We start from the raw sequence: 22,249 nt of genomic DNA on the forward strand, positions 1-22,249 counted from the left end.
ACAGGAGAGTTCCCATGGGCATTCCCAAGGACATAAAGATAATCGATTGCATGCTGGGTATTCCGGACGCGGAAGACCGCTCCGCCTGGTTCGATCCCTTCCGGCCGCTGATCAAGGATCAGCAGACGCTCCAGCAATTCGCGATGCCGGCGCAATATATGTTCAAGGACATTCCGCAGACAGGCAAGGTCGATGATTTCGTGTCCTGGACTGTCGAGCAGATGGACCAATATGGCATCGACAAGGCGCTTGTCGGGTGGAACGACAATCCCACATCCTATCGCGCCAAGGAAATGTTCGGGGATCGTTTCTTCTTCGACCTGCCCTGTGACCCCAACAAGGGTATGGAGGAAGTTCGCCGGATCAAGCGCATCCATGCCGAAGTCGGCCTGTCGGCGATCAGCGTGTTCCCGGCGGGCACGCTGCCGCAAGTGGCGATCAACCACAAATATATGTTCCCGCTCTATACGGTTGCCGCCGAGCTGGGTCTGCCCGTGCTGCTCAATGCCGGTATTCCGGGGCCGCGTATTCCGATGGAAACGCAGAAGGTTGAGCATCTGGATGAAGTGTGCTGGTTCTTCCCTGACCTGAAAGTCGTCATGCGCCATGGCGCGGAGCCGTGGGAAGCTTTGGCGGTCAAGCTGATGCTCAAATGGCCGAACCTATATTATTCGACGAGTGCCTTTGCGCCCAAACATTATCCCAAGGCGATCATCGACTACGCCAACACGCGTGGCGCGGACAAGATCATCTATGCGGGGTACTTCCCCATGGGTCTCAGTCTGGAACGGATCTTCAGCGACATGCAGAACGTCCCCTTCAAGGACGAAGTCTGGCCGAAGTTCCTGCGCGAAAACGCCCTCAAGGTCTTTGACCTCAAATAATCTGACGGAGCCTTTCCATGTCGAACCCTGAAACCGCCGCCGCATCCGACGCGCGCACCCCGCCGGTTGCCGTATGGCAGATACTTGAGAAGCTGAAGGGGCAGGACCTGCTTGATTGGCGGCTGGCCGAAGTAAAGGACCGCGCATCAATCGAAGAGCGCAACCTGGATATCGGCATTCCTTTTGGCTGGTATCCGATCCTCTTGTCCTCGGAATTGCAGGTCGGCGAAGTGAAGCCGCTGCGCTATTTCTCCAAGGATCTGGCGATCTGGCGCGGCGAGGATGGCAAGGTCCGCATGCTGGACGCCTATTGCAAGCATCTGGGCGCGCATATGGGCCATGGCGGCAAGGTGCATGGCAATCTGCTGGAGTGCCCCTTTCACGCTTGGCGCTATGACGGCGACGAGGCGGTGGTGAAGGACGTGCCCTATGCTCGCAATATCCCGCCGCAGGTGAAGCGCAAGTGCACGCGCAACTGGCACATCACCGAAGCGAACCGCTTTATCTGGGCCTGGTATCATCCCCAGGATGAAGCGCCGCTGTTCGACGTGGCGGTACTGCCGGAGGCGAGCGACCCTGAATGGACCGATTATGAGGTCCATGAATGGAATGTCTGGGGTTCGCTCCAGAATATGGCGGAAAATGGCGTCGACGTTGCGCATTTCCGGTTCATTCACGGGACTGCCAACGTGCCGTTGGGCGAACTGCGCTGGGGCGATTGGGGCCGTGGCGCGGACGTGAAGGCCAAGATGGGCACGCCGTGGGGCGAGGTGGATGGCTGCATCAGCTATGACACGATGGGGCCGGGGCAAAGCTGGACGCGCTTTACCGGCATTTCAGAGACGCTGCTGGTTGCCTGCCTAGCACCGGTCGAGCTGGATCATGTGCATGTCCGCTTCTGCTTCACCCAGCCCAAGGCGCAGGCTGAAGGCGAGCGGGCGGGCGTTGCCAAGGCGATCATCCGCGACATCTGCAAGCAATTTGATCAGGACAAGGTGGTGTGGGACCGGCAGAAGTTCGAGCCGAACCCGATCATCTGCGATGGTGACGGCCCGATCCCGCAGTTCCGCAAATATTATGCGCGCTATTATGCGGATCAGAGCGCGACAGTAGAGGCATAGCGCGGATACGACCGGCTACACCCACCAGCCCCGTTCGGGCTGAGCCTGTCGAAGCCCTCTTCCTTCTTCAAAAAAAGAGAGTGAGGCCCTTCGACAGGCTCAGGGCGAACGGGGCGGGGGTAGATGATCCCCTAGACTGTCACGCCAAAAGAACCTCTTGGAGAGATAGAAATGGACATGACACGCCGGGAAACAGTGGCAGGCGGTGCGGCGCTTGTGGGGTTGGCGGGCATTGGCAAGGCTGCGACGCCGCGTTCCACTCCGCTCGACACGCACGACGCCATGGGTCTGGCTGAACTTGTCGCCAAGAAGCAGGTATCGCCCGGCGAGTTGCTGGAGGCGGCGATTGGCAAGGCGGAGGTGCTGAACCCGCGGTTCAACTTCATGGCGCAGAAACATTATGACTATGGCCGTACCGCAATCGCAAAGGGTCTGCCGCAAGGGCCGTTTAGCGGCGTTCCCTGGCTGTTGAAGGACCTGAACACCTATATTGCGGGCCTGCCGACTGAGAATGGGAGCCGCTTCTACAAGGGATACAAGCCTGAGGTAACGTCCGAGCTGGTGCGACGCATTGAGAAGGCGGGCTTTGTCATCTTCGGCAAGACGACGGTGCCGGAACTGGGCCTGACCGGCACGACCGAGAACAAGCTGACCGGCGACACGCGCAACCCCTGGGACGTGAGCCGGATTACGGGTGGATCGTCGGGCGGTGCGGCGGCGGCGGTGGCTGCGGGGGTTCTGCCCGCCGCTCACGCGACTGACGGGGGCGGGTCGATCCGTATCCCGGCGTCCTGCTGTGGGCTGTTCGGATTGAAGCCTAGCCGGGGGCGCGTGCCGATGGGGCCGCCACGCACCGAAGGCTGGGGTGGACTATCAGTGCATCATGCCGTCACCCGCAGCGTTCGGGATTCCGCCGCTATTTTGGATGCGACGCAGGGTCCAGAGCCGGGCGGCCGCTATGCAGCGCCGACGCCGGGCGAGACTTTCCTGTCGCAAGTCGGGAAGGCTCCGGGCCGATTGCGGATAGCGTTGATGCTGAATGCGCCTGCTGGATCGCCGGTCGACCCGGAATGCGTGGAGGCGGCGCGCAAGGCGGCGCGGCTGTGCGAGAGCTTGGGCCATCATGTCGAGGAAGCGGCGCCCAAGCTGGACATCGCGGCGATGGGGGCGGCGAGTTTCGTGTTGATCGGCTCATCCGTGGCTGCGGACATGATGGATCGCGCGAAGGCGACCGGCATCGCGACCGGGCCGGATGTGCTGGAGCCGATTACGCTGGGCTTTGTCGGCTATGGACAGAAGGCGACCGGCATGGACTTTGCCCGCGCGAACAACACGCTTCAGGCGGCGGCTATAACCATGGCGCAGTTCATGGCGAATTATGATGTGATCCTTTCGCCGACATTGGCCGCTCCCCCGCTGAAGCTGGGGCAGATCAACCTGACGCCTGATGTGGATTTTGCCGCATGGGGACAACGCGCGGCGGTCTTCTCGCCCTTTACCCAGGTTGCGAACATGACCGGCCAGCCTGCCATGTCGGTGCCACTTGCCATGTCATCGGCGGGTCTGCCGATCGGGGTGATGTTCATGGGACGCTATGGCGACGAGGCGCTGCTGTTCAGGCTTGCGGGGCAGCTGGAAAGTGCTGCGCCCTGGAAGAACAGGCGTCCGGCGATTTAATATATTGGAGAATATGATGCGCGGATTGGAAGGCAAGGCGGGGATCGTCGCAGGCGGCGGGCGCGGTATCGGCGCGGCCACGGCGCGGCGGTTAGTGGCTGAGGGCGCATCAGTCGTGATCGGCGACATTGTCGGCGAGTGGGCGCAAGAGACCGCGCGCTCCATTCGCGAGCAGGGCGGACGGGCGATCGGCGTGGTGCTTGACGGCACGAAGGCGGCGTCTCAGGCGGCGATCGTTGAGGCCGCCTTGTCCGAGTTCGGGCGGCTCGACTTCTACCACAGCAATCTGGCGGGCGGCACCGAAGGCGACATCGATGTGCTGAACTGTTCGGAAGAGGTGCTGGATCGGTCCTTCGCGATCAATGCCAAGAGCCATTTCCTTGCGACGCAGGCTGCGCTTCCAGTGCTGTTGGAGCGTGGGGGTGGCGCGATGATCTACACCTCCTCCGGCGCAGCGATTTCGGGCAACCCAATGCAGGTCGCCTATCCGATGACGAAGAATGCTTTACATGCGCTCGTCCGGCACGTCGCCCGTAAGTTCGGGAAGCAGGGCATCCGCGCCAATGGCATTTGCCCTGGGGTCGTCCTGACCGAAGCGGTGGCCCAGCATCTGACGCAGGATTATGTGGACAATATGCTGGAGAATTTGCCCCACCGTCGCCTTGGCAAGCCCGACGACATCGCGGGTGCGGTCGCGTTCCTCGCGTCCGACGATGGGGAATGGGTTAACGGGCAGCTCTGGCATGTGAATGGCGGATCGCTTTTGCGAGACTGAAGGCATGCGCCCTGCTTCCAACCCTAGGGTGGCGCTCGCGATGTTGCTGGCCGGAGGATGCGCTTTCGATTCGACCTTCTGGCCCTTTGCTGGCAAGAGCAGCGGTTGAAAGAGGTTGAGTGGGTATATGAGCGAGACGTTTGCGTTCGACGAGACGGACCGGAAGATTGTCGAACAGCTGCGGCAAAATGGCCGGGCCACCAATCAGCAGATCGCGGAATCCCTCAACCTGATCGCTTCCACCGTTTCGACGCGCATCCGGCGGATGGAGGATGCGGGCATGCTGCGCGTTGTAGCCGTGTCCGACTTTGCGGTGCATGGCTATCATGTCCTGATCCACCTGGCGGTGCAGGTGAGTGGGCGGTCGGCATTGGACGTTGCGGAAGAACTGGCTGTATTTCCTGAAGTCTTCGCCGCGCATCTGGTGACCGGCAATTATGAGATTAGCCTGCTCCTGACGCTCCGTGACATTGATGAGCTTCCCTCACTGATCACGGATCGTTTGTCGAAGGTGCGGGGAATAAGATCGATGACACCCGCGATTGGGCTCGACATTGTCCGCTATGGCCTGGATACCGCTCCCATCGATCGCAGGAGGCTTGCATGAGGAGGCCGGACCTCGACGAGCTGGATCACCAGCTGATCGACATATTGGCGCAGGACGCGCGCGTGTCCAACCGCAAGATCGCGGCCGATCTGGGCGTGAATGAGGGCACGGTCAGGGGCCGCATCAAGCGGTTGCAGCAGGAAAAGCTGATCGCTTTCACCGCCCTGACAGGGTTGAAGCTGGAGAAGGCGACCAATGTGGCTTTCGTCGCGGTGCAGGCGGATGTCAGCCATGTCCGCCAGATCGCGCGTGACATTGCGCATATACCGCTGGTGAAGGCGGTGATGATCACATTGGGGCCGTGCAACATCATGGCGACATGCCTGTATGATGACCTCGACAACCTTCACAAGATGGCGTCGGGGCAGATTCTATCGATGGAGGGGGTAAATCACATCGAAACCTCCCTGGCGGTCAGGACTGTGAAGTTCAGCAACCGCGTAGTTCGGATCACGGACGCACAGACGGTCAGCAGCTTGTAAGGTTCAAGTGAACAGTTAAATTCGGAATTTAAATATTTTCAAATTCCGCATATGAGCGCTTGAAAAGGAAAATAACCTCATATAGCAGGATGTGAGCGGCGTTTGGCAGTATATGGCTGCCGATCGTCAATGGCAGGAGAGAGCCGCCGCGTCATTGGATGGCTGATGTCTCGCACCGTTGGGTGTCGGGGCAAGGATCTCCGCCAGCATATTTAAAGGCGGCCGAGATGGAATTCGCATTTACCGACGAACAACAAATGATCGCGGAGACGGCGCGCAGCTTCTTCGCGGAGAATGCCACCAGCGAGCGCACGCGCAAGGCGATGGCGGGCGACGGCATCGACCGGGCGCTTTGGCAGGCTTTCTGTCAGGAACTCGGTCTCTCCGGCATCGGACTTCCGGAAAGTGCTGGCGGCGCGGGCCTGGGCATGGTGGAGCTGGCGATCATCGCTGAAGCGGCAGGCGCTCAGGTGGCGTCATTGCCTATGCTGAGCAGTCTCGTGCAAGCGGCTCAGGCCATCGCAGCTGGAGGCAATGCGGAGCAGCAGAATGAGTGGTTGCCGCGCCTGATCTCTGGCGAGGTGATCGGCGGTTATATCTATGGTGCGGACATCCGGTCGGATGGCGACCGGCTGACGGGCGGATCGCGTTTCGTTGCCCATGGCGCCGCTGCCGACATGATCGTGGTGACGGACATGCGGCAGGTCTGGATTGTCCGCGCGGACGCCCCGGGCGTCAGCGTGGCGAGTCAAACGAGCATGGACCAGACCCGTCCCTTGGCTCATGTGCAGCTGGACAATGTGGCGGGCGAGCGGCTTGCCGATCCGGAAGCTGCGCTGGCCGCTGTCCATCGCGCTGGGTTCATCGCGGCGGCTGCGGAGGCGCTGGGCGGCGCGCAGGCGTGCCTCGACCGGACTGTTGACTATTCCAAGGAGCGTATCCAGTTCGGTCGGCCGATCGGGTCTTTCCAGGCATACAAGCACAGGCTGGCGGACATGATGGTGGAGATCGAGCAGGCGCGGTCGGCAGTCTATTGGGCTGCCTGTGCCGTGGATGAGGGCGCCGAAGAGGCGGAGATGGCCATTCATGCCGCCAAATCCTTTGCCACCGACACCTATTTCCGCTGCGCCGGTGATATGATCCAGTTGCACGGCGGCATCGGCTTTACCTGGGAGCATGACGCGCATCTGTTTTTCAAGCGCGCCCGTGCGCTGCAGACGATGCTTGGTAATAATGTCTGGCATCGTGAGAAGATCGCCATGATGATCCTGGGAGAAGCGGCATGAAACTCGGGTTTTCCCCAGAAGAAGAACTGTTCCGGCAAGAGTGCGCGGACTGGCTGAATGGCCAGATGGCCGGCGAATTTCGCGACATCAAGGGCATCACCAAGCTGACCGGCAGCCCGGAACGGCGCAAGGAGTGGGAGCAGCAGCTTGCGGCGCACCGCTGGTCCTGCATCGGTTGGCCCTCGCAATGGGGCGGGCGTGACGCGACATTGGCGCAGCAGGTGATCTTTGCCGAGGAATATGCCCGAGCGGGCGTTCCGGGCCGCGTCAATCATATTGGCATCGAGCTTGCCGGTCCCACCATCCTGACATTCGGCACCGAGGAGCAGAAGCAGCGTTTCTTGCCGGGCATCGCAGGCGGCAAGACTATTTTCTGCCAGGGCTTTTCCGAGCCCAATGCCGGTTCGGACCTCGCGAGCGTGCGGACGAAGGCCCGGCTTGAAGACGGCCAATGGGTGGTGAACGGCCAGAAGATCTGGACGAGCCTTGCCCATATTTCCGACTGGATCTTCGTCGTGACGCGTACGGAAGAGGGGTCGCAGGGGCCAAAGGGTCTCACCTTCCTGATGATGCCGATCGATCAGCCGGGTATTGAAATTCGCGGTATCCGCCAGATCAATGGTGATGCGGAGTTCAACGAAACCTTCTTCACTGACGCGCGGTGTCCGGCTGACAGCCTGATCGGCGCGGTGGGCGACGGGTGGCGGATCGCGATGGGCCTGCTGGCCTTTGAGCGGGGCGTGTCGACGCTGGGTCAGCAAATGGGGTTCCGCAATGAACTTGACGAGATCATCGCGGCGGCCAAGGCCAATGGAGCGGCGAATGATCCGTGGATCCGCCAGCGCCTGGCCAAAGCGGAAGTGGGCCTGCGCCTGATGCGGTACGGAGCGTTGCGCATGTTGTCGCAAACTGATCATTCCAAGATCGATGGCGCTGCGCTGACCTACAAGATTCAGTGGGCCAGCTGGCGCCGCGACCTTGGGGAACTCGCCATGGACGTGCTGGGCCAAGTCGGCGAAATCAGCGATCATGGAGAATATGAATGGGATACGCTGCCTAACCTGTTCCTCTTCTCTCGGGCCGACACCATTTACGGTGGCACCAACCAGATTCAGCGCAACCTGATCGCGGAGCGGGGGCTCGGTCTACCTCGCGAACCGCGCGGGAACGCCTGAACGGTGGAGGAGGAAGATGCCTTTGAGCGATTGAAGAACCTGCCGCCGCGGGGGCATCATGCGTTGCTGGGCATCTATAATGTCGATCATGGACCGGACTGGGCGGAACTGGCGTGTCCCTTCGCTCCCGGGTTTCTGATGGATGCCGATGCGGGTCTGGTATCGTCCGGCCCCATCATTTCGCTGGTCGATGCGGCAGCAGGTTCCGCCATCATCGCGCGCACGCGCCAGTGGCGGGGGATGGCTACGCTCGACCTGCATATCGATTATCTGCGGCCAGCAAGGGCAGGGCACAGCCTTTATGCGCGCGCCCATTGCCATCATTTAACGCGCAAGGTCGCTTTCACCCGTTGTGACGTTCATGATGGTGACCCAAAGGCGCCGATCGCCACGGCAACCGCCAGCTTCTTCTTCACGGACGAGTCATGATCGTTCGCACCCCCTATGCGCAGATGCTGGGCATCCGGAGCGTTGCGCTGGATGGCGAAACGGCCGTCCTCATGATGCCCGCTGCTCCGTCGCTCGAAGGGCGGTCGGGGTTTCTATATGGCGGCGTCATCGCCAGTCTGCTGGAACTCGCATGTCTTGAGGCCGTCGCGCAGGATCGGAGGGAGCCTTGGCCCAAGCCGATCAACATGTCGTTCGACTTCCTGCGTGGTGGGCTGATGGTGGACAGCTATGCGCAGGCCCGGCTCATCCGTGTGGGGCGAAGGGTGGTGAACGCCGATGCCGTTTGCTGGCAGGTGGATCGGGACAAGCCCATCGCGACGGGTCGCATGCACCTGCTTTTGGACTGAAGCAAAGGGCGCAGGGCAGCACGGGCGGTCGACCAAAACCGCCTGGCGAGCGGGATGCTTATGTGGCCGATGCCGCGAGAAAGAAGCCTTGATTGTCATATGACAGGCAACTTTTTCGTCCCTCATGACTTGGCATGATCATCAACCCGCGAGCGATCAGCAAGGGAGAAGTTCATGGCGCAGACTCGTGAGCAGCGTGGCGAAAAGGAAACCAAAGCGGCTGTCGCCAAGGTGAAAAAGACAGGCAAGGTCACCGATGGCGCGCGAGGAGGGATCACCGCGCCGGTTACGCCCTCTCCTGAGCTGGCCGACATTATTGGCGATAGCAAGATTCCGCGAAGCGAAGTGGTCAAGAAGATCTGGGCCTACATAAAGGCGAATGACCTCCAAAATCCAAAGGACAAGCGAGAGATACTGGCCGATGACAAGCTGGAAAAGATATTCGGAGGCAAGAAAGCCAGCATGTTCGAAATGAACAAGCATTTGGCGAAGCATCTCAAGGCTTGAGATGGATATTCAGACGAACTGTGTGAAATGCGTGGAAGGCCCTCTGCGCTGACTGCGAAGAGGGCCTTTCTTATAGCGCATTAGCGTAGGTTGCGTGTCACGCCCGGCCGAACTGGGCGATCAGCAACCACGTTCCGCCCGCAATCAGCAAGAAGAGAATAAGCGCGGACCAGGCCGATGCGAACCGGAGCGTTGGCCGATCGCCGGACCATTTCCGCGTTCCGCTGATCATTGGTCCGACAAGATTGTCGCGCCGATGGATCAGGTAGAAAAGAACAGCCACGACATGAAGGGCGGTGAGGGCAAGGATCGCGTTGAAGATGAAGGCGTGCCATTCCGCCGCGACCCGGCCAGTTTCGAAATCGACCAGATAGGAAAAGGGACCGGACTCCATGCCGTCGATATCCACGGAAAAGAAGCCGAGCCCCACCTGCACCGCGAGGATGGTGATCATCGCGATCACACTCCAGCCGCCAACCGGATTATGGCCAGCGGCTGGCGTCGCGGCCCGATTGAACATGTGGCCGCGGACATAGTTAAGCAGGGTCGATGGGCCGCCAACGAAGTTGGAGAAACGGGCCGTGCTGCTCCCCACGAAACCCCAGATCAGGCGGAAGAGCAGCAGTGCGAAAATGCTGTAACCGGCTAGCCGATGCCAATCCAGCATGCGTTCTTCAGCCGTCCACCAGGCGAAACCCAGCAGCGGCATCAGTGTCCAGTGAAACAGACGGATCGGCAAATCCCAGATACGCAGACGCACCGGCGCGCCGCTCACTTCTGCATCCACCATCAAAGTTCCGCGCGGAAACGATCGTGGCAGCTTTTGCAGGTGCCGCCAAGGCTGGTGCGCGCCGCGCCAAGCGCGGCCACATTGCCGCTGGCTGCTGCTGCATCGAGGGCTTTCGAAGCGGTGATCATGTCGCCCTGAAGCTTCACAAACGCCGCGTTATCCTTCCAGATTTCAGGCTTCGCGCGCGTCTTGATGCCCGATTCCGAACCGCTGCCCTTCGGGAAATATTTGGGTAACAAGGCGGCGCGAGTGGCGATATCACGCGCCAGCGGGCGGACGCTGTTCATATCGGGCGATCCGGACTTCAGCTCATCATTGATGCTTTTAAAAGCTCCGCCAATTTCCTTGTAGCTGGCTTGGCGCGCCTTGATCGCGTTGGTGACCGCAGGTGTGGCGGCATAGGCCGCGTAGCTCGCGGCCAAACCGAGGGTTGCCAAAGCCAGGGAGTAGGGAAGCTTCATCTTCTGCCTCATTCTTTCTGTTATCATCACGCCAATATTTCGCCGATGGGCCGCTTCGTATTCATGGCATCCATGCCCCATGAGTCGACCGAAATTCCCATAACCTGTTGGAGTGTCAAGCCGACACGGCTGATCGACTCTCCATTGCCATGGACGTGGATGCCGGATTTGACCTTTCCGCCTGCGCGCCCGGCCAGCATCACCGGAATTCCCAGAACATCATGGTTCTTGGCATAGGATACGTCCGAATGCGCAAATACCAATGTGTTGTCGAGCAGGGTGCCGTCACCTTCCTTGATCGCGGCGAGGGCCGACACGAAATCCGCCCAGGCTTCCATGCTGCGGGTGGCGAAGAAATCCACGGTCGGTTGATACCCGATGGCCCGGTCGATCATTTCTTCGTGCGTGTTCTGGTGATACCCCGTCGTCTGACCCGCCTGACGCAGATCGGATGCCGCTGTCGAGAAATTCATGTTGAACACGCGGGTCTGGTTGCAGGCCAGTGCCATGGCCAGCATCTGCGCCATCAGCTTGTGATTGATCTTCCGCTGCTGGACATCCGTGATGTCGCCTGACATGGCCGGTGCTTCGGCGGGTACGACGCAGGCTTCGGCCGGCGGGGGTTTCTGCAACTGTAGCGCGAGCTTTCCTTCCATCTCGCGAACAGAGGTGAAATATTGGTCCAGACGGGCCTTGTCGGTTGCACCCAGGCTGGTTTCCAGCGCGCGGCGTTGTTCGGTAACCCCGGACAATACGCTCCGGCGCACCATGATGCGCGGATCGGGCTTGAAATCGGCCTTGTTGGGATCGTTGAAATCCGGGCCGAAAATCTTGCGGTAGAATTCGACCGGGCTGGGCGTGGCGGCATTCATGCTGCGTCCGTCGCGGAATGAATAGCTGGTGCGGGCATTGCCGTCCGCCGAGAGATCGAGCGAACGGAAGAAGGAGCCGCCGCCGATCGCGTCGCCGATCAGGACGTCAAGCGTAGGTGCCCGAATGGCGAGCCAATCGTCTGCGGGCGCGCCCGTGCGGACGGCGGTGTTGCCCGACAGATGAGGCAGATTGCCTTTGCCATCCAGCATCACGTCGAACCCGGTCAGGACACTTACATGCTGCTTCACGGCGGCAATGGGCGCGAGTTGTGGCGGCAGGTCGTAATCGGCCCCTATGGACTTTGGCTGCCAGCGATCAGGGATCATCCCGCATCCCCAGAACCATGTGCCGAAGCGCACAGGCAGGCGCCCGCCCCCCAGCGTCGCGGCAAAGGCGGTGCCGTTATTGTCCAGAAACGCGTCCAGCAGGGGCAGCCCCAACGTAACTGCACCGCCGCCCAATATCCCGCGCAGCAGGAAACCGCGCCGTGTCGTTCCATTCATCAACATCAGCCAGTCTCCTTCGATCTGCGAACCGTTGCCACGCGACTTTCAGGAGCCAGGCGCGGCATGGCGTAAAATGCGGGGTCCAGCGCGATGGCGCGCATCAGGGATGGGAAGCGATAGCCGCTCGCCGAGAAGCCCTGACTGAGCCGCGCTATCCCGGCTCCGTCTGCTTCCGCCGGATTGCGTCCATTGGCGTAACGCCATGCCGACTGGACGAGGCAACTGCTGACGCGCGGGCTGTCGTGGAACAGTTGCCCAAGAGCAGCGGCGCCGTTGTAGGCCTGCTTTTCGAAATCGCCGGTGACGTCGATCACCTCGTCATGTTCGACCTTTCGGAACTGGCCGACGCCGTCGAACTGTTCCAGCCCCAAGCCTATAGGATCGGTGCGGCGGTGGCAGCTGGCGCATTCCTCGTCATCAAGGTGCGCCTGAAGCCGGGCGCGGGTCGTCTTGAGCGTCGGGTTGTCGACATTCTGCACCACCGCGAAATTCACGTTGGCGGGCGGGGCGGGGATTTTCTCGCAGAGGAATATCTCGCGCAGCGCTACCCCGCGAAGTGTCGGTGAGGTGCGGCCCGGATGCGAATGCTGTGACAACATGCTGGCATGCGTGAGCAATCCGGTTCGCGGATCACCTTGCGGAAATTCATAAATATACCAGTCAGGCTTTGTCACCGGCACGTCGTAGATCGGGCCGAGCGTGCGGTTCATTGCGATGGACCGCGTCGTGAAAAGGTCACGATAGTCGCCCTTTCGATCCACCAGCAACCAGTTGATGGTGCGCAGCGTCTGATCTCGCAGCGAAGTGCCGACGGCCTGCGAATAGGCGGGATAGATAAGGGTGTCCTTCGCCAGATCGTCCATTCCGTCCAAGCGGAGATAGTCGGTGAAGAAGGCGCGAACACCTTCATGGAACCGTGGCGAGGCGATCAGGCGATCGACGGCCTTGGCAAGCCCTGCCTGGGTGTCGAGCGCGCCGCTGCGTGCTTCGTCGAGCAATGTCTGGTCGGGTGCACTGTTCCACAACAGGAAGGACAGGCGGCTTGCCTTCGACCATGCATCGACGCTCCGGCGGGAGGGAGCGGGGCGATCTATGCGGAACAGAAATTCGGGGCTGGTCAGCATTCCGCCTAGCGTTGCCGCCAGACCTGCGTGAAAATTCCCGAGCGTAGCGGTCGCCTCTGTCGCTGACCTTGTAAGAGCCGCAACTTCGCCCTCGCTCAAGGGGCGTCGGTAAAGCTGTGAGCCGACACGTTGAATAAACTGGCGGGCGCAAGCAGCGCCGTCCTTGTCCACGGGAGTGGGTGCGCAACCGATCAGTTTTTGGCGATGCTGCTCGTCCGTCACCTGCGTCGCGATGCTGCGGGCTAACGTCTCATATTGTTCTAGGCCCGCTGCCGTGACGGAGACTGCGCTCGTGCCGACCGCCTGAAGTCCGTCGATGCGCAGGTCTGGTTCGAACCGGCCGACAATCTTGATGTCGGGGCCGAAAATATCGGCGATGACGCTGCGATACTGGCTTTCCGTCAATCGCCGGATCTGGCTGGGAGGTGTGTTTGCATGCGTTTCGTCGGCGCGCGCTCCATTGAGGGCGATGCTGAGCCCAAGGGTGAGGCAGGCGCCAGCTAGGGCGAGCGAGGGAAGGGCGCGGACCTTCATGGACGCACCTCACTTTGTGCGACTTGGTTGGGCGCAGCAAGGAAGGCTTTTACGCCCACGAAATCATAGGCCGACGATATGGCAGTGAAGCGGCCAGTGCGCGGATCACGATAGCCGTCGGCGAAACGATCGATCGCCTTGCGAATGCCGGGGCAGGATACTCGCGTCAGATTGGCGCCATTTTGCGTCATCTGTTCGATCGAGTCATAGAAGCTCTCCAATGTGTAATAGCCAAAGATGCTGCCTTCTATCGAGCCATCAGGATTGAACTTGGCGCGCAGCCGGGCGCCCCGGATGTGGCGGGGTGCATCCACTATCTGTTCTTTGTAGTTCATGGTCAGATCGACGGGGTCCGTCGTCAGGATGCCGCCCGTAATGCGGCCTGATACCGTGGCGCGAAGCCGAGGATCAGGGTCGGGCGTAAAGGTGGCGCGTGCGAGCGGGCCGCCACGGCCGTCGCGGGTCAGCGGTTCACTGACAGCAAGAATGGTGACGCTCACTTCAGGGTCATCCTGAAGGCTGTCGACCCCGCGAAGCTCGATTACAGTGGGCGCCCGGGCCGAGATCATGGTCTTACCCGCAACTACTTCCTTGCCGTTTTCGCGGAAGGTGGAAACGCAGCCGACGGCGCGCCAAAGCCGGTTATCGACGCCGTTCGTGCCATCTGGACCTTCGAAATCCAACTTTCCTGCCTTGCCGTCCAGGTTGATACCGGCGGCAACCTTGCCCTCATAGGTTTTGAAGTTCTTCGCCAATGCCGGGAAATCGGCGGGGTTGGAGCAGGCGCTGTAAACCACTTCCCGCTTCTGGAAGGCGAGCCGCCCGGCGCCTTTGGGTAAACCATTCAGGGCGCCGATCGCCGCCGCCAGCTCCTGCGTCGGCTCTGCCTTTGGATCGTAGCCAGGCGGGAAATGGACGGAAGATGAGCGGTCGCCGCGAAGAAATATTCTGCGGAATTTGAAATATTCGTTCATCCGCTGCTCAAGTTCCTGCCGTTTCTCCTTACCGGCATATTTGGCCTGCTCGGCAGGCGGCAGCATGGCATAGAATCGATCGAGGTCCCCGCTATCGGGCACGGGACAGCTGTCTTTCTCCCCACCCTGGGCAAGATAGACATTGCTGAGCACGAAGGCGTGGACGCCGGTTTCACCGCCGGTGGGCGCGTCGGCGCCGATGAGGGACGCCGCGATCAGGGGCAGGGCCACATATGTTCTGGTCGGCCGACCGCCGGTCGATCCCAATCTGCCCTTCATATATTCCTCTCTGATGCCGCTTTAGGCGGGTGCTTCAGATTTCATGACTCTTCCTGCATTTTGCCACCACCCCAAAATCGATCATGTGGCGCGGCAATTTCGCGCATCCATTCTGCGCCAACACTGGAAACAGAAAGATTTATCCTGGGTGCCGGATCGACTAGGTTGATCGAAAATCAAGGGAAGTATCAATGCGGCCATTACAGACGGAATCCGGCGAATGGCATCTTGCCGAGAGCGTGGCTGAGCGCGTGCTCGCCATTTATGCCGAAGCGTTCGGGTCCACTGAACCACTTTTTGCCCATGTAGGCCGGTCGGTCGATGGAGGAAGTTCGTTGAGAACCTTGCCGGTTGCCGATCTTGCGCGGATGACCAGCCAGGCGATTAACGAACTGGCGCGCCGGGACGCGGTGATGATAGGACGCCGGGGGCTAGGCCCATGTGATTGGCGCGTCATAATGTACAGCCTGACGAGCGCACGAACCTTGCGTGAAGCGATAATGCGTTGCTGCGATTGTTTTGAAGCCATCGACTGGCGATGTGGCAAGATGGCGCTGCGGACCTATGGGGACAGGGCTGAACTTCAATTGGAAGCGATGCGAACCGGCGGATCGACGTCAGCGGGCTGCTTGATCGACCTTTTCGGTGTGATGGAAATACATGGCCTATTTGGTTGGCTGATCGATCATGCGATCCCAACACGCAATGCCTGGTTGAACCATGCTCCGGAAACAGTCGAGGCGTTGAGCCTGCCAGCCTTGCCTTTTCCGGTGCGCCTGAACGAAGGCTGGAGCGGCTTTGATTTCAGTGCGTCTCTGCTGGATTATCCCGTGATGCGCAGCTGGGAAGACCATCATCGTCGGCCGCTCAGCAATCTCCTGTTTGTTTCGAGTGCGCGGGACACCGAGCGCATGCCAACCGAGATACGCGTTCGCGGCATTGTTATGGCGGCTCTGAAGAGCGACCGGCGCTTGCCCGCCTTTGGGGAGATAGTGATTACTCTTGGGGGAAGCGAGGCAACGCTGCGCCGTCAATTGGCGCGGGAGGGCACAAGCTACCGTCAGGTACGCGAAAGCTGCCGCCGCGAGCTGGCACTTCATTTGTTACGAAGGACCGGCTTATCCATCGAGGAAATCGCTGGGCGACTGGATTATTGTGATTCAGACGCCTTCCGCCAAGCCTTTCGTGCATGGACCGGCCATTCTCCGACATCCTATCGTCACGCAAGAGGCGCAAGCGCGAGCCATAGAGAACTCCCCGAACGATATATGGAGAACCAAATGGGGTAATCTCGGTAGTGAAGTGGGCTGTCATGACCGACGCTCGCGGTTCCCGAACGTTCAGGGGAAGTATCAACGATAGCGGAGAAATCTGTCGATCTCCGCGACCGCTCCTCCAGCAGGGCCGCTGTCCGCCAAAAGAGAACCCTGCCCCCGCAATGCAGGAACAGGGTTCAGACATTGGATAAATCTACGCGCCCTTTATCCCCGAAAGGGAAGGGAGACCACAGAGGTTATATTACCACTTGAAGCTGAGCGTTGCGCCGAGCTCGCGTGGGTTCATCACGTTTACCCCACGATAGCCCGAATTGAGTGTTAACCCACTACCGTTGCACAGTGCCGGATTTAGATAATATCCAGGCGCACAGTAGGTCGACATGGTGCTGTTGCCCGCTGAGATGTTCGTGACACGTTTCTGATTCAGCACATTGCGTGCGAACAGTTCGATGCCCCAGCCCGCGTCATCCGAGCGCACACCCAAGAACAGATTGAGTAGTTCGCGATCCCGGTAATTATAGTTCGCGCGTTCTGAATGGAAGCCGGGGCGATAATCCAGCAGGGCACGGACATAAGGTGTAACCGATCCCATGGGGAAACGGATTTCCGTGTTGGCCCTCAGAGTGAAATCCGGAACTTCCGCCATGCGTCCGCTGGTCGTGCAATAGCTCACGTCTCCCGTGCCGACAACGGTTGGGTTGCCGTTCGCGTCGAATGTGTTGCATGGAACAGTGGCATTGTCGAAACGGGCCTTGGCATATGATCCGCTGATATTCAGATCCCAATCCGGAGTCGGACGAGCATTAATCTCGGCCTCCACGCCTTTGACTGTGGCCTTAGTGTTGTAGTTGAAGTCGAAGCTGCCAGTAGCCTGATAGGCACCGCCGAAGCGGACCACATTATAATGAATGCCAGTAAAACGATTCAAGAAATTGTCGAGCTTTTGATAGAATGCTGCGACCGTGAAATCGATCTTGCGATCGAGGGCGGAACCTTTGAGGCCGACTTCAAAGGAATCGGTCTTTTCAGGTGAGGTCTGAACCAGATCGTTGGAAATGAAGGTGGGCGCTGCGACCGCATGGCTGCCCGCGCGGAAAGAATGGCCATAGGAGAAATAGGCATTCAGAGCAGGCGAGAAAGCGTAGTTGACGGTCGCGCCACCCGTGATCGGCTTTTCGCTACCACGGAATGGTCCGTCCACAATGGGATTTGACGGGATCGACGCAGGCAACGGATCGAAAAAGATGCTGGTGACCTGCGTATTTTTCATGATGGAGTAACGCAGGCCACCGGTGACCGTCAGCGGACCCGTTTTGTAACGTAGATTGCCGTTGAACGACCAAGTCGATGTGTCAACCGGTACCACGATCCTCAAATCCAGAGGGGAGAGGGTAAGCGGCAGCGTTGGGGCGATGATTGTATCCTGCGCCTGATTCACAACGGTGGTGCCGGTCTGCTTCTGATAAAAAGCGCCAACGCCCCAGCCAAGCCCTTCGTCGTTGTTCGACGACAACCGTATTTCGGCCGTATCCACCTTATATGGCGTGACCACATTCGAAGCCGGCGCGTAACCGGGGACGGCGTTACCCGTGTCGGTGTCGCGGCTGATGTTCAACTTGGTGAACTGGTGAGCACCCAAGACCGAAAGCGTAGCCGGACCCAAATCCCAATCGGTCACCAGATTGACGATATGAGTTTCGTTGCGGTTACGGAACACCCCTTCTTGCACCGCCTTGTAGTCGGAAGCGTTCAACGGCGGGCCAGACGAAACCGAGGGGTCCGGAGCCACAATGAAGCCGAAACCATAGGAAGGCTGCGCAAAATCGAAGCCATCAAGATAGAAGGGTGTGTTGCCACTGCCTATGACCTGCTGGAACTGCCGGTTGTCGGCGTACAGATATTGATAGGTCAGATAGGCGGTGAAATCTTCGGTCGGTTTCCAACCCAGGGTGCCACGCACGCTCTCGGTGCGGCTCCTTGACCGTTCGCCATTCCGATTGACGTTGCGCACTTGATTGAGGCGGTTGCCGTCAACCACGCCGGCGAGGCGAATAGCCAGCTTGTCGTTGAAAGGCAGAGAAGCGCCAAACTGCACGTTATAGCCAGCGCGGTCGGTCGCAGTTGCCTGGGCATAACCCTCTGGCGCGTCAAAGTTCGGACGCCGTGTCGTGATCGTGATGGAGCCCGCAGGTGCTGAGAGGCCTCGCAGCAGGCCTTGCGGACCGCGCAGCACTTCGATTTGCCCGATGTCGTACATGGCGGTGTAAACGGTCTGCGCATCGGCCGGAATTTCGTTAAGATAGACCTGCACCGCTGGAGCGGTGCCCTGATCCGGATCGAAGGTGATGCCGCGCAGCGTGGTCGTATTATTCCGCCCGGTCGAATTGCTCAACTCAAGGCCCGGTGCGAGTTGGGAGACGTCCTTGATGTCGAAGATCTTGAATTTTTCAAGCTGTTCGCCAGTTGCGACGTTCACCGACATCGGCACGTCCTGAAGTTTTTCCGCCCGGCGCGTGGCGGTTACGATGATGTCGCTTGAGCTATTTTCAGCTCCGGCCTGGGCATAAGCCAGCGCGGGTACAGCAAAAGCAGAAACGCCAGCGCACAGAAGCGCTGCGCGTGAGACACGCTTAATTCGCATCGATAATCCTCCCCTGAGGGTGTTGCTGTTAAACGGCTCTCGTTAATTTGGGCCGTTTCGTGCACTATATTCGAGTGGACAACGCTGGCAACGCTTTTCTGAACGGCGACGTGCGAAATGAACCGGATGAGCAAAATTGCTTGGGTGGTTGGATGGGCCGAACGGGAAGTGTAACCCTAATCTTCTGTCAGCAGCTTTGCGTTGGCGCCAAGATGCCGCCGCAAAACAGGCCGGTCAAACGGCGTGCATGAGCATTGAGATGGGCCGGATCGATGCGGTTTTCGGCCTCGCCCTGGAAAAAGCGGCGATGGGATTCAGAGAGGATGAGGCTGGTGAGAGACTCAGCCGCGAAGGCCACATCCTGATCGGGGATGGTTCCCCGGTCGACCAGCGACTGTAGAAATGCGATCATCGGATCGAGATAGCGGCGCACGACGACCTGTTCGATATGAGGGCGGGCTTCTTCCATGAAGGAGGGGTTTAGCATCAATAGACGGCGCATGCCGGTGGCATAGGGTTCGCACACTTCGACAAGGCATCCCTGCACGAATGCGAGCAGGCTTTCCTGCCAGTCTGAGCAGGGAGGGACGATCATGGGCTCCAGACCATAATTCAGCATTTGCCGGACGACTGCGGCAAATAGCGCGGATTTGTTGGGATAATGGGCGTAGACGGTTTTCCGCGACAGGCCGGATGCGGCGATGATCGAGTTCATCGTCAGGTTCGGCCCATGTTCGACGAGCAGCTGCATCGCGGTATCGACCAGGCGCTGCTCGACGTCGCCGCTTTCTTCGCGGCGGGGGCGGCCGGGGCGGCGGATGGGGGGAGTGGAAACCATGAAGGAAAGCATTGGCAAAAAAAGCTCCGGTTGAAAATAAACAATCTTGTTTCTTTTTGTCGCCGCGCTATCCGTGTCGCTGTCGATCAAGGTTGGAGTCATTCCGCTTGCCGCTTTCTGGCCCGCGCCGTTCCTCGTTTATGCTCTGTGCGTTGCTGTCGGCCTGCGCGCCGTCGATCGAACTCGCGCGACCCAGGATCGCGTTGCCCGAGCGGTTCGAAACGGTACCTGCCCCGGCCGCCGAGGAAAGGCTGGACCGTTGGTGGAGCCGTTTCAACGACGCGCAACTTTCCGCATTTGTGGAACAGGCGCTGGCGCAGAATACCGACGCCCGGTCAGCCTATTTCCGGCTGCGTGAGGCGCGCGCGATTCGCGATCAATCGCTGTCGCAGCGCCTGCCGACAGGCGCCATCAGCGGATCGGCCAAGATACAGGATGGCAGCCAGCTGTCGGGAACCGATCTGTTCGGGTCCACCGCGCGCAGTGACAGCCAGTCGCTGGCCTTCAGCCCCAGCTGGGAACTCGACCTGTTCGGCAGGCTGGGCGCGATCGGACAAGGGGCGCGGGCGACTTATGTGGCGGCGGCCTATGATTATCATGCGGCCCGCTTGAGCCTGGCCGCCGATGTTGCGAGCGCGCTGTTCGAGGCGCGAGGGCTGGCTGTGCAACGCGACGACGCGCAGGAGGGGCTGCGCATCGCAAGAGAATTGGAACGGGCGTCGCAGCTCGGCCGGGATCGCGGGCTGGTGGCGGCTTCGGAAACGGCTCGGCTGGAAGGTGACGCGGCAACGGCGCAGGCAGAGCTGACGCGGATCGAGACGGCGCTGCGAAACGCCAAGCGGTCATTACTGGTTCTGATCGGAACGCCGGACGCCCCGACCGATAGCCTGCCGATAGAGGCGCGGCTCGACATGGCACCGCCGGTCCCGCCGTTGCTGCCCGCGTCGCTGCTGACGCGGCGACCGGATATATTGGCCGCCGACGCGCGGGTTGCGGCAGCGACGAGCGCCGTCAAGGTCGACAGGTTGGCGCTGTTCCCCCGCTTCACGCTTCAGGGCAATGGCAGCATCAGCCGCACCTCCGGGGTGGCAGGCGGCATTTCGAGCCTCTGGTCCATCGCCGCCGGATTGAGCCTGCCGATTCTGGACCGTACGCGCCTGATGGCGCAATTGCGCGCGACGGAGGCGCAGGGCGAGCGCGCCGTGGTGAGCTATGAGGCGGCGGTGCAGGCGGCCTTCCGGGATGCCGACATCGCGCTGGCTCTTGTCGCCGCCGATCGGGTGCGGCTCGCCGACCTTGGCCTTGCCGAGGAACGGGCGCGCTTTGCGTTTGATGCCGGGCGCAAGGGCTATGGCGCCGGGCTGACTGACCTTACTACGTTGATCCAGGCGGAACAGACGTGGCGGGCCGCGCGCCGTGCCCTTACCAATGCGCGGACACAGGCGTTGGGCAATGCCGTTGGCGCGTTCCGTGCGCTGGGCGGCGGGTGGAGCCCGGATGATCCCGCGACGGCGCCTGAACAGCCGCCGGTCGCCCTGCCTATTCAATCCAAGGAAATGCCGTGACCTTCAAGCCGCGTCCCTTTGCCATGGCGCTTCCCCTCGCCCTGCTGCTTGCCGCCTGCGGTGGGGGGAAGGAAGCGGCCAAGGAGCCGCCGCCGCCGACAGTGACGGTGGCCATGGTCGATCAGCGGCCATTGGAAGGCGGCCTCAGCGCCTCGGGCCGCCTGATCCCGCGTGAGGAAGTGGCGGTCGCGCCGGAGCTTTCTGGCTACCGCATCGCGCGCGTGCTGGTGGAAGAAGATGCCAGGGTAGGCGCGGGACAGGTATTGGCGGTGCTGGACGATACGCTGCTGCGTTCGCAGATCGACCAGGCGCGCGCGCAGTTGAGCCAGCAGCAGGTGGCGTATGAGCGGGCTCGCATGGACGCTGGCCGCGTGGCGGGCCTCGACAATCAGGGCGTGCTGTCGCAGGAGGCGATCGACCAGCGGCGCATTGCCGCGCGATCGGCGCAGGCCGCCGTGGGCGTTGCGAAGGCGCAGCTTGACGACCTGCTGACCCGCCAGAGCCGGTTGATCATACGATCGCCCGTGGCGGGCCGTGTTCTCCAGCGATCCGCGCGGCCGGGCGAGCCGTCCGCATCGGGCACGGTGCTGTTCACCATCGCGCGCGACGATCTGGTCGAATTGGACGCCGAGGTTGCGGAAGCCGCCATGGGAACGCTGTCCATCGGTGATCCCGCGACGGTCACATTGGCGTCGGGGACCAAGCTGTCGGGCAAGATCAGGCTGCTGGGCGCGCGCGTCGATAATCAGACAGGGCTTTCGAGCGCGCGCATCGCTTTGCCGGTGAACCCGCAATTGCGGCCCGGCGGATTTGCCAAGGCGGAGTTCGTCAAAACCAGCGGCACCGTGTTGGCCGCGCCTGAAGCCGCGGTGCATTATGATGCCGACGGCGCCTATATGCTGTTGCTCGACAAGGCCGACAGGGTCCATCGCGCTTCGGTGCGGACAGGGCGGCGCGCGAGTGGCATGGTCGAGATAGTAAGCGGCGCGAAGCCCGGCGTTCGGGCAGTGCTGGGCGGCGGCGCTTTCCTGCTGGAGGGTGACCGGGTGCGGATCGCCGCTGGCAGGGGCAAGTAA

At 60.7% G+C, this 22,249-nt stretch carries 21 protein-coding genes; 14 read left to right on the forward strand and 7 right to left on the reverse strand.

Annotated elements, in window-relative coordinates; all coding sequences use genetic code 11:
• Positions 1–14: 14 nt before the first annotated feature.
• The 11 genes from ACZ51H_RS16520 (at position 15) to ACZ51H_RS16570 (ending at position 9,311) form a co-directional block, all read left to right on the forward strand.
• On the forward strand, positions 15–884 hold the full coding sequence (locus ACZ51H_RS16520) for an amidohydrolase family protein (RefSeq protein WP_464772830.1): 870 nt from the start codon (positions 15–17) through the stop codon (positions 882–884).
• Positions 885–901: 17 nt separating this feature from the next.
• Positions 902–2,005, forward strand: coding sequence for a Rieske 2Fe-2S domain-containing protein (locus tag ACZ51H_RS16525; RefSeq protein ID WP_464772831.1), 1,104 nt, complete (start codon positions 902–904; stop codon positions 2,003–2,005).
• A gap of 171 nt (positions 2,006–2,176) precedes the next feature.
• Positions 2,177–3,682, forward strand: coding sequence for an amidase (locus tag ACZ51H_RS16530; protein WP_464803122.1), 1,506 nt, complete (start codon positions 2,177–2,179; stop codon positions 3,680–3,682).
• A 16-nt stretch (positions 3,683–3,698) separates the two neighbouring features.
• On the forward strand, positions 3,699–4,457 hold the full coding sequence (locus ACZ51H_RS16535) for an SDR family NAD(P)-dependent oxidoreductase (RefSeq protein WP_464803123.1): 759 nt from the start codon (positions 3,699–3,701) through the stop codon (positions 4,455–4,457).
• A gap of 127 nt (positions 4,458–4,584) precedes the next feature.
• On the forward strand, positions 4,585–5,064 hold the full coding sequence (locus ACZ51H_RS16540) for an Lrp/AsnC family transcriptional regulator (RefSeq protein WP_196227172.1): 480 nt from the start codon (positions 4,585–4,587) through the stop codon (positions 5,062–5,064).
• Entirely contained in the window at positions 5,061–5,546 is a 486-nt protein-coding gene (locus ACZ51H_RS16545) for an Lrp/AsnC family transcriptional regulator (protein ID WP_464803124.1), read from the forward strand. The genes ACZ51H_RS16540 and ACZ51H_RS16545 overlap by 4 nt, the downstream gene beginning before the upstream one ends.
• A 227-nt stretch (positions 5,547–5,773) precedes the next feature.
• On the forward strand, positions 5,774–6,832 hold the full coding sequence (locus ACZ51H_RS16550; RefSeq protein WP_464803125.1) for an acyl-CoA dehydrogenase family protein: 1,059 nt from the start codon (positions 5,774–5,776) through the stop codon (positions 6,830–6,832).
• Complete coding sequence (locus ACZ51H_RS16555) at positions 6,829–8,007, forward strand: acyl-CoA dehydrogenase family protein (RefSeq protein ID WP_464803126.1); 1,179 nt, start codon at positions 6,829–6,831, stop codon at positions 8,005–8,007. The genes ACZ51H_RS16550 and ACZ51H_RS16555 overlap by 4 nt, the downstream gene beginning before the upstream one ends.
• Before the next feature lie 3 nt (positions 8,008–8,010).
• On the forward strand, positions 8,011–8,436 hold the full coding sequence (locus ACZ51H_RS16560; protein WP_460988966.1) for a PaaI family thioesterase: 426 nt from the start codon (positions 8,011–8,013) through the stop codon (positions 8,434–8,436).
• Entirely contained in the window at positions 8,433–8,804 is a 372-nt protein-coding gene (locus ACZ51H_RS16565) for a PaaI family thioesterase (protein WP_464803127.1), read from the forward strand. Before ACZ51H_RS16560 ends, ACZ51H_RS16565 begins: the two co-directional genes overlap by 4 nt.
• Positions 8,805–8,978: 174 nt before the next feature.
• Complete coding sequence (locus ACZ51H_RS16570) at positions 8,979–9,311, forward strand: SWIB/MDM2 domain-containing protein (protein ID WP_449469031.1); 333 nt, start codon at positions 8,979–8,981, stop codon at positions 9,309–9,311.
• A gap of 97 nt (positions 9,312–9,408) precedes the next feature.
• Here ACZ51H_RS16570 and ACZ51H_RS16575 read toward each other — a convergent pair whose 3' ends face one another.
• From ACZ51H_RS16575 to ACZ51H_RS16595, 5 genes are read right to left on the reverse strand one after another with little or no spacing between them, the layout of a single operon-like run.
• On the reverse strand, positions 9,409–10,101 hold the full coding sequence (locus ACZ51H_RS16575; protein ID WP_464803128.1) for a cytochrome b/b6 domain-containing protein: 693 nt from the start codon (positions 10,099–10,101) through the stop codon (positions 9,409–9,411).
• Positions 10,101–10,562: a c-type cytochrome gene (locus tag ACZ51H_RS16580; protein WP_464803129.1), complete on the reverse strand. Its 462-nt coding sequence runs from the start codon at positions 10,560–10,562 to the stop codon at positions 10,101–10,103. The genes ACZ51H_RS16575 and ACZ51H_RS16580 overlap by 1 nt, the downstream gene beginning before the upstream one ends.
• A 26-nt stretch (positions 10,563–10,588) precedes the next feature.
• Positions 10,589–11,944, reverse strand: coding sequence for a DUF1552 domain-containing protein (locus tag ACZ51H_RS16585; protein ID WP_464803130.1), 1,356 nt, complete (start codon positions 11,942–11,944; stop codon positions 10,589–10,591).
• The gene (locus ACZ51H_RS16590; protein ID WP_464803131.1) at positions 11,944–13,599 is read right to left on the reverse strand and encodes a DUF1592 domain-containing protein; all 1,656 of its coding nucleotides are present in this window, start codon (positions 13,597–13,599) and stop codon (positions 11,944–11,946) included. The genes ACZ51H_RS16585 and ACZ51H_RS16590 overlap by 1 nt, the downstream gene beginning before the upstream one ends.
• Positions 13,596–14,852 (reverse strand): hypothetical protein, encoded by a 1,257-nt coding sequence (locus ACZ51H_RS16595; protein WP_464803132.1) that lies wholly within the window; start codon positions 14,850–14,852, stop codon positions 13,596–13,598. The genes ACZ51H_RS16590 and ACZ51H_RS16595 overlap by 4 nt, the downstream gene beginning before the upstream one ends.
• 191 nt (positions 14,853–15,043) lie before the next feature.
• Here ACZ51H_RS16595 and ACZ51H_RS16600 point away from each other — a divergent pair, with 191 nt between their 5' ends.
• A complete protein-coding gene (locus ACZ51H_RS16600; RefSeq protein ID WP_464803133.1) occupies positions 15,044–16,141 on the forward strand; it encodes a helix-turn-helix domain-containing protein in 1,098 nt (365 codons plus the stop codon).
• Between the two features lie 229 nt (positions 16,142–16,370).
• Here the strand turns inward: ACZ51H_RS16600 and ACZ51H_RS16605 are convergent, their stop codons facing one another.
• Positions 16,371–18,770 carry a TonB-dependent receptor gene (locus ACZ51H_RS16605; RefSeq protein ID WP_464803134.1) on the reverse strand — a complete coding sequence of 800 codons (2,400 nt, stop codon included), beginning with the start codon at positions 18,768–18,770 and terminating at the stop codon, positions 16,371–16,373.
• Positions 18,771–18,957: 187 nt separating this feature from the next.
• A complete protein-coding gene (locus ACZ51H_RS16610) occupies positions 18,958–19,608 on the reverse strand; it encodes a TetR/AcrR family transcriptional regulator (RefSeq protein WP_449469044.1) in 651 nt (216 codons plus the stop codon).
• Positions 19,609–19,715: 107 nt separating this feature from the next.
• Between ACZ51H_RS16610 and ACZ51H_RS16615 the strand changes: the two genes are divergently transcribed.
• Both ACZ51H_RS16615 and ACZ51H_RS16620 read left to right on the forward strand, forming a co-directional pair.
• Positions 19,716–21,173 (forward strand): efflux transporter outer membrane subunit, encoded by a 1,458-nt coding sequence (locus ACZ51H_RS16615; RefSeq protein WP_464803135.1) that lies wholly within the window; start codon positions 19,716–19,718, stop codon positions 21,171–21,173.
• Entirely contained in the window at positions 21,170–22,249 is a 1,080-nt protein-coding gene (locus ACZ51H_RS16620) for an efflux RND transporter periplasmic adaptor subunit (RefSeq protein ID WP_464803136.1), read from the forward strand. Before ACZ51H_RS16615 ends, ACZ51H_RS16620 begins: the two co-directional genes overlap by 4 nt.

This window comes from Sphingobium sp. TomMM15 (assembly GCF_055397045.1).

Coding starts and splice junctions, on each gene's coding strand:
- ACZ51H_RS16550 (WP_464803125.1), top strand. CDS start 5,774: ATGGAATTCGCATTTACCGACGAACAACAAATGATCGCGGAGACGGCG.
- ACZ51H_RS16570 (WP_449469031.1), top strand. CDS start 8,979: ATGGCGCAGACTCGTGAGCAGCGTGGCGAAAAGGAAACCAAAGCGGCT.
- ACZ51H_RS16580 (WP_464803129.1), bottom strand. CDS start 10,562: ATGAAGCTTCCCTACTCCCTGGCTTTGGCAACCCTCGGTTTGGCCGCG.
- ACZ51H_RS16590 (WP_464803131.1), bottom strand. CDS start 13,599: ATGAAGGTCCGCGCCCTTCCCTCGCTCGCCCTAGCTGGCGCCTGCCTC.
- ACZ51H_RS16600 (WP_464803133.1), top strand. CDS start 15,044: ATGCGGCCATTACAGACGGAATCCGGCGAATGGCATCTTGCCGAGAGC.
- ACZ51H_RS16565 (WP_464803127.1), top strand. CDS start 8,433: ATGATCGTTCGCACCCCCTATGCGCAGATGCTGGGCATCCGGAGCGTT.
- ACZ51H_RS16605 (WP_464803134.1), bottom strand. CDS start 18,770: ATGCGAATTAAGCGTGTCTCACGCGCAGCGCTTCTGTGCGCTGGCGTT.
- ACZ51H_RS16545 (WP_464803124.1), top strand. CDS start 5,061: ATGAGGAGGCCGGACCTCGACGAGCTGGATCACCAGCTGATCGACATA.
- ACZ51H_RS16585 (WP_464803130.1), bottom strand. CDS start 11,944: ATGTTGATGAATGGAACGACACGGCGCGGTTTCCTGCTGCGCGGGATA.
- ACZ51H_RS16575 (WP_464803128.1), bottom strand. CDS start 10,101: ATGGTGGATGCAGAAGTGAGCGGCGCGCCGGTGCGTCTGCGTATCTGG.
- ACZ51H_RS16535 (WP_464803123.1), top strand. CDS start 3,699: ATGCGCGGATTGGAAGGCAAGGCGGGGATCGTCGCAGGCGGCGGGCGC.
- ACZ51H_RS16610 (WP_449469044.1), bottom strand. CDS start 19,608: ATGGTTTCCACTCCCCCCATCCGCCGCCCCGGCCGCCCCCGCCGCGAA.
- ACZ51H_RS16520 (WP_464772830.1), top strand. CDS start 15: ATGGGCATTCCCAAGGACATAAAGATAATCGATTGCATGCTGGGTATT.
- ACZ51H_RS16555 (WP_464803126.1), top strand. CDS start 6,829: ATGAAACTCGGGTTTTCCCCAGAAGAAGAACTGTTCCGGCAAGAGTGC.
- ACZ51H_RS16540 (WP_196227172.1), top strand. CDS start 4,585: ATGAGCGAGACGTTTGCGTTCGACGAGACGGACCGGAAGATTGTCGAA.
- ACZ51H_RS16525 (WP_464772831.1), top strand. CDS start 902: ATGTCGAACCCTGAAACCGCCGCCGCATCCGACGCGCGCACCCCGCCG.
- ACZ51H_RS16595 (WP_464803132.1), bottom strand. CDS start 14,852: ATGAAGGGCAGATTGGGATCGACCGGCGGTCGGCCGACCAGAACATAT.
- ACZ51H_RS16530 (WP_464803122.1), top strand. CDS start 2,177: ATGGACATGACACGCCGGGAAACAGTGGCAGGCGGTGCGGCGCTTGTG.